The 5,970-nt window shown below is 66.3% G+C and carries 6 protein-coding genes; 3 read left to right on the top strand and 3 right to left on the bottom strand.

Translation table 11 applies throughout. The annotated features are described in order from the left end of the window. Window positions 1–511: 511 nt before the first annotated feature. Both AZH51_RS05450 and AZH51_RS05445 read right to left on the bottom strand, forming a co-directional pair. Window positions 512–805 (bottom strand): helix-turn-helix domain-containing protein, encoded by a 294-nt coding sequence (locus AZH51_RS05450; RefSeq protein WP_291522164.1) that lies wholly within the window; start codon window positions 803–805, stop codon window positions 512–514. After that, the gene (locus AZH51_RS05445; protein WP_291522162.1) at window positions 805–1,716 is read right to left on the bottom strand and encodes a replication initiation protein; all 912 of its coding nucleotides are present in this window, start codon (window positions 1,714–1,716) and stop codon (window positions 805–807) included. The genes AZH51_RS05450 and AZH51_RS05445 overlap by 1 nt, the downstream gene beginning before the upstream one ends. A gap of 619 nt (window positions 1,717–2,335) precedes the next feature. On the opposite strand from AZH51_RS05445, the gene mobC reads away from it, so the two are divergent. The 3 genes from mobC (at window position 2,336) to AZH51_RS05430 (ending at window position 4,859) form a co-directional block, all read left to right on the top strand. Beyond that, window positions 2,336–2,752 carry a plasmid mobilization relaxosome protein MobC gene (gene mobC, locus AZH51_RS05440; RefSeq protein WP_291522165.1) on the top strand — a complete coding sequence of 139 codons (417 nt, stop codon included), beginning with the start codon at window positions 2,336–2,338 and terminating at the stop codon, window positions 2,750–2,752. A gap of 254 nt (window positions 2,753–3,006) precedes the next feature. Beyond that, window positions 3,007–4,203: a hypothetical protein gene (locus AZH51_RS05435; protein WP_291522160.1), complete on the top strand. Its 1,197-nt coding sequence runs from the start codon at window positions 3,007–3,009 to the stop codon at window positions 4,201–4,203. A 53-nt stretch (window positions 4,204–4,256) separates the two neighbouring features. After that, complete coding sequence (locus tag AZH51_RS05430) at window positions 4,257–4,859, top strand: hypothetical protein (protein ID WP_291522158.1); 603 nt, start codon at window positions 4,257–4,259, stop codon at window positions 4,857–4,859. A 783-nt stretch (window positions 4,860–5,642) separates the two neighbouring features. Here AZH51_RS05430 and AZH51_RS05425 read toward each other — a convergent pair. Then, window positions 5,643–5,970 (bottom strand): hypothetical protein (locus AZH51_RS05425; RefSeq protein WP_291522156.1); only part of this gene is annotated, 328 nt, incomplete at its 5' end.

Raw genomic sequence — 5,970 nt, 5'->3', positions numbered from 1 at the left:
CACCCTCGCCGTTATGCAACCGGCGGATCTCCGCCCAGTCCTCCACACTCATCACCCGCCCAGAGTGCCGAGACAGGGGTCAACTTTCAGTCGGCACCACGGGGTCAGTATTCAGACGGCATCGACAGCCGGCGTAGGAGGCGCAACTTGCCTGCGATTTATACCAAGTTCCAACCACGTAGTAGTCGTTTCCGGCTGCGAGGGCCGTCGGCGCGGATTTGGTAGTGACGGCCGCCGTGGCTGATGCTTCGCACGTCGCCCCTAGCCCCAACAGCAAGGATGCTGTCAAAACTGCCAGCACCCGCCTCCCGGCAATGATCGTCTTGTTCAACTTGCTCCCCTTCCAGTTGTTGCTCTTGACTGCGCCAACGGCGAGGCCGTGCTTGCCGCCGCCAGGCCCCAGGTGCTCAGCCATCTCTTCCTCGGCCCGCAGTCCCCGAGTCTGGCACCAGGTACCGATAACCGCGACTACTGAAAACTCAACTGTCGCAAGGGGGCATTCAGCTACTTATCAACTAGCGGCCTGAGTTGGTCCGGAGCTGAGACGGCGCTGCTGCTTACGAGACTCGGCGATGATGCGGCGGGCGCTGCTGGCGGGGATGCCGAGCCGCTCGGAGATCTCCTTATAGGGCAGCTTCTCGACCTCCCGGAGTTGGAGGACTTGCTCGCGCAGAGCGGCCGCGCGGGCGAGATATTCCTCGCGCGGCTCCGCGACGATGCGTTGAACAGTGCGAACGGAGACCCCGAGCCGTGCGGCGGCTTCCTTGGCGGTCATCTTCCGGCGTTGGGGCTGCTCGGCAACCATCAGATGATCCCTTCGGTGCTAAGGCGAGTACGGGCTGACGCGATCGGTTGAAATCCGTGGGCTGTGTTCGCCGCTCTCATCTTCTCCGTCACGGTCCGTGATCTGCGGCCGCGTGCGGACTGGATCGCGGTGAAGGTGGCCTCGTAGGTGGCTGCGCCGTCGTGCCACATGCGGGATTTGGTGGTGATCCACCGAGTGATCGAGCTGGCGATCGCGCGGACCTCGGAGGCAGGCAGTGGCTCGCTGAAGTCGAGGTTTCGCAGCGCGGTTTCCTCCGCGATCGCCGCGCCCAGGCCGGGTGCGTCCCCGAAGTGGTGGCGGACCTCGCGGTAGGCCCAGTGGCGGGCGGTTTCGAACAGGGTGCAGTTACGCCCGAGGCCGACCGGAGCAGCGCGCCGGGTGCGGTTCCAGCCGGGGGCGGGCATGTTGCCGCCCAGGCCCTGGGCCAGTTGGCCTAGGGTGCGCAGCTGGCCGCCGAGCCAGTGGGTTTCCCAGGAGTCGTGTGCGGGGTTCTTGGTCATCAACCCCGAGTAGCCCTTATCGCCGTCCACGGCGCGGCGTAGGCCTTCGGTGACGGCGGCGGCGTACGCGAGGGGTTTGCGGTGGGCGTACTCGGTGCGGGTTACCGGTTCGGCTAGTGCCCACACGACGTGCGCGTGCCCATTGGCGGGGTTCTCGACCACGGCGGTAGGGGCGGGGTGCGAGCTGGTCGACGACAGCGCGCGGAGCGCGGAGTCGGGGTGGTCGACGTCGACCACCAGCAGGTTGGACAGGGCGTGCGGGTTGGCCTCGACGTACCGGCGCTGCATCGCGTCGCCACGGGCCATCCGGTACACCCCCGCTAGGAGCTCATCGGAGGCCAGGGGCCATAGCGGCAACCAGAGCTGATCCCACTCGCCAGCCGCGCTCATGACCGCCACCTTCCCACTACGCGCTCGATCGCTCAGGTACGACACGCCCAACCAAGTCAGATGTTTCACCGGATGCGCTTTCAGTCCGAGCGCAGCGAGGTCCGTTAGCCCAGGCCTCTGGGAGCTTCGCTGAGAGCTCAAACCTGGTTGGACGTGTGTAAGTAGGGGTTGAGTTGAGATCGCTCCTGTGGCGGCCACCTACGCAAGCCGTGACCCTGATCTGGAAGTGGTCACCCCGGACAGGAAGCCAAGAAAAAGAGGGGAGGGGGCTGCCCGGGGGTGTGCTGGTGAAGAACGCTGATCGAGCGGCGCGGTGTCGAGCGGCGCGGTGTCGAGCGGCGCCGGTGCGGGTTGGTGGGCGGCCGCGCCTTCGGCGGGCCGGTACGCGCCTGGCGGCGCGTTGGCCCTGCGGCTGGTGTCGTGGTGCGTGCCGTCTCGCCTGCGGCTCGACGATGCCACGACACCCGACCCAACCGCGATGCGAGGTATGATCAGAGTAACTCTCCGCTGGCGCTTCGTGTTACTGGCTGATCACCTCGCCCCTGGTTCGCTGCGCTCACGTCGGGGAAAGACATCCGCCCCGGCCGGGGCGGGAAGGTGGGTGGTGTGGGTGAGTGAGATGGGTGGGCCGGCTGTGCCGGTGGCCGGCGAGGTGCCGGCGGAAGGGCCGGCGACGGGGAAACGCGGCAAGGTGGTCGCGGTGCGGTTGTACCCGGCTGAGTGGGAGGCGTGGGTTGCGGCGGCTGCTGATGAGGGGCGGGCGGAGGTGGGGCGGTGGGTGCGTGAGCGGATCACCGAGTCCCTGAACGGGAGCGATGAGCGGGGGCCGGGCCGGGCGGAGGCGGTGGCGGAGTTGATGCGGACACGGGCGGAGTTGGCGCGGATCGGGAACAACGTGAATCAGGCGATGCGGTACGCGCACAGCACGGCGGGCGGTCCCGGCCAGGTGGCCGCGGTGGTCGAGTTGACGGCTGCGGTTGAGGCGGCGGCCGCGGCGATGAGCGGCCTGCGCCAAGAGTTGGCGGAGCGGTTGTGATTACGAAGATCACTCGGGGGTCTCGGGTGGGGGATATCGCCGCGTATCTACACGGACCGGGCAAGCACAATGAGCATGTCCTCGAGGACGGGCGAACCCCGGGCGGTGAAGTGATCGCTTCGAACATTGGGGCGAATGGGGATCGTGACCCGGCGTTTTGGGCGTCGCAGTTGAGGGATGCGCATAGGCAGCGGCCCGATATCGGTAAACCGATCTGGCAGTGCTCCCTACGGGCGGCGGAAACCGATCGGGTGATGGACGCGACCGAGTGGGCGGATATCGCGCAGGAGTTCGCGGAGGGGATGGGGTTCGCGGACTATCCGTGGGTCGCGGTCAAACACGGTCCGGACCATATTCACGTCGTTGTCTCACGGGTGCATGAGGATCCCGCGCAGCCGGTGTGGTTGGGTCGTAACGATCGGTGGGCAGCTCAGCAGGTACGGCGCGGCATCGAGCGATCGCATGGACTGTACGAGGCCCCCACGAAGAGCAGCCCCGACACGAAACGGGCGGCGGATCACCTGTTGAAGGGCGGGGAGTGGCGGCACGCCCAAACCACGGGTGAGGCACCGGTGCGGGTGCGCCTGGCCGCGGTGGTGGCCACGGTCGCCGCGCAGAGCAGGGGCCTGGGCCGGGAAGCGTTCGAGGACGCGTTGGCGGCGCAGGGAGTGACGGCACGGGCCAACGTCGCTGCCACGGGCCGGATGAACGGGTACAGCTTCGCCGAGCAGGCCACCACGGACCGGGACGGGGAACCGATCTGGTTCAAGGCCTCCCGGCTGGATAAGGAGTTGTCGTGGGCCCGGCTCGGCCCGTTACTGGAGACACCCAGGGAGCCTTTACCGGCGAGGCCGTCGCCGGGGCGGACCCTGCTGGGTCGGGAGAAGCACTGGGACCCCGGGCAGCAGTTCGTGGCCGAGAGCCAGTGGCGGGCGCAGGTCGAAGCGGCCGGGCAAGGCTGGCAGCTCATCGAGCCGGGCATCTACCAGGAGCAACTAACCCAGGCGCGGACCACCATCGGGGCGTGGTGGGCCAGCAGGCAGCACGACGGCGCACAACGCGCTGAGCGGGCGTGGAAGAACGCACGGCCCCCGGCGTGGAGCGACTACGACCCCGAGCTACAGGACACGATGCGGACCCAAGCAGCTAGCTACGACCGGTACAAGGCCCGTAACGAGGCGATGCAGCGAGAGGACACCGTACGGGCCGCCGAACAAGGAGACACCCAGGCGATCGCGCAACTGAGGGAATGGGTCGGCCCAGGCGTGCCCGAGAGGCAGCTAGCCACCGCAGCCCGGGCCTACACCGCGCAGCGATACAACGACGCGATGCGCCAAGCCGCCACCCCGACCAGGACGAGCGGACAAACCACCACGGCGGCCGTCGTCACACCAGCTAGGCCGATCACCCCCGGCCAGGACCAACACCGCCGACCCGGGCGGGGTCGATGACACCCGGCACGCCTGCGGGCACCACGGGCACCTGACCGGGCATCATGGCGGGCATGGCTGACCATGATGCGGACACCCACCAAGGGCAGCCCCTGCCCGACATGCCCACCCCTGCCCGGCAGCGGCCCCGATGGTCAGCCGCAGAAGCAGCCCGCCGCTGCGGTGTCGGGCGCGCCACCATTCAACGAGCACTCGAAGACGGGCGGATCGCCAACGCAGAAAAGACTGATGACGGCTGGCAAATCCCCGTCGAATCACTCTTGGCAGCAGGATTCAAACCCACCGCCCAACCCGTAGTGAAAGCAGAGGACCCCACCCTGATCGAGGGTGACCGGGAACATGACCGGGCACCCTCGGAGGATGCCCGCACAGCAGAACTCCGGGCGCAGATCGAAGCACTCACTAAGAATCTGGACGCCGAGCGGGCACGCCGCGAGCACGCCGAGCAGGACGCCGAGCATGCCCGCGAGATCGCCGCTGAACGCGGCCGCCACATCGAAACCTTCACCATCGCCATGCGTCTCCTAGAGCCGACCAAGCCAGCCCCACCGGAGGCCCCCTCCCCCTCCATGCGCCCTGACCCCAACCAGACCACCGGGACAGGTGCGCCGGTCGGGCAACTAGGCCCGGTCAAACGCTGGCTAAGGCGGCGGTAACGCGGGGGTCGTGTCCCCTACTGCGTGGTGAGTCGTTCTCAGGGTTGAGATGTGTTGTGTTGTTCTTCTTTCCTCCCAGCGCCAGTCCACAGGCAGCGAGCACCACCAGCACTGCTCCTACGCCCGTGCTGGTGGTATTAGCCCTCGCGACGAGTAGCACCAGTCCAAGCACGGCTGCCGCTATCGCGGCGACGAGGAACCACCTGCTGAAGGTTCGTCCCCATCGTGTTGGGACAGGGGCTGTTAGCAAGCTCATCCTCACCACCATCCGATGCTGCTAACCAACTGGACGGAGTAACGGCTGCAACTGGAAGTGCGCGGCAGCAGCGCTAGAGTGTCGCCAAGCGACCCAGTCTTCGCTTACATAGCGAATCCCAATACAGAGATCTCGAATACCTCCGGGAGCCGAAGAACCGCTTACCCGGCCCACTGAGGGGACGAGGCTATCCGGGATATCCTCGACTAATCGCTCCACCTCTGATGGAGTGAAAATCTTCCCGTGTTTGGTGAGCTTCGGTGGCCGCGCCATTGCCCGGACCTTAATCGCCCGGACCTCAACAGAGTGGCCTGTCCACGTTCCGGTCACTCGTCCGTTCGCCGCAGTGGACGTGGCAGCGGCGAGGCCGTCTCTCTGAACCGACAACTCAATTGCGTCCGCCGTTGGCCCAGTGATGGCCGCGTCAAAGTAGTCCAGTAGCCATCCGTTTTTAACGAGCGAATGCTGACTGATCCACCCGTCCCCAAAGACCTCGTCGCCTGGCCTTACAACAAGACGATCAACGTCTACTGGTGCTGTGACCACGAGCCCGCACCGCCACCGCCGCCCGCAGCGTAGTAAACGATTAAAGTCCACCTGCCGGACGAGTTCTTTAGACAAGAAAAATCGTCGTACTGGCCCGGGTTCTGCATCATGAAGATGCCGGTGTCAACGCCGACTGAAAATTGACCCTTCAGTGCCGACTGGAAATTGACCCCCGGGATGGCGGGACTATCGCAGTTTCGGTGTTTCTGGTCCGTGACACGCCCACTGCTGTGGGCGGGATCGGAATAGGGACGCATGACACTGCAGGACATGAACGAAGAGCAGGTCGAGCCGACGCACGACACGGCT

Origin of the sequence: Branchiibius sp. NY16-3462-2 (assembly GCF_001594145.1) — a bacterium.
Lineage (GTDB): Bacteria > Actinomycetota > Actinomycetes > Actinomycetales > Dermatophilaceae > Branchiibius.
The sequence above is the reverse complement of the archived record's forward strand: the minus strand, read 5'-3'. Positions and strand labels throughout refer to the sequence as shown.

Bases quoted from the DNA above. Each gene is read 5' to 3' on its own strand.
- mobC (WP_291522165.1), top strand. From the start codon at position 2,336: ATGGGTGGGCCGGCTGTGCCGGTGGCCGGCGAGGTGCCGGCGGAAGGG.
- AZH51_RS05430 (WP_291522158.1), top strand. From the start codon at position 4,257: ATGGCTGACCATGATGCGGACACCCACCAAGGGCAGCCCCTGCCCGAC.
- AZH51_RS05435 (WP_291522160.1), top strand. From the start codon at position 3,007: ATGGACGCGACCGAGTGGGCGGATATCGCGCAGGAGTTCGCGGAGGGG.
- AZH51_RS05445 (WP_291522162.1), bottom strand. From the start codon at position 1,716: ATGAGCGCGGCTGGCGAGTGGGATCAGCTCTGGTTGCCGCTATGGCCC.
- AZH51_RS05450 (WP_291522164.1), bottom strand. From the start codon at position 805: ATGGTTGCCGAGCAGCCCCAACGCCGGAAGATGACCGCCAAGGAAGCC.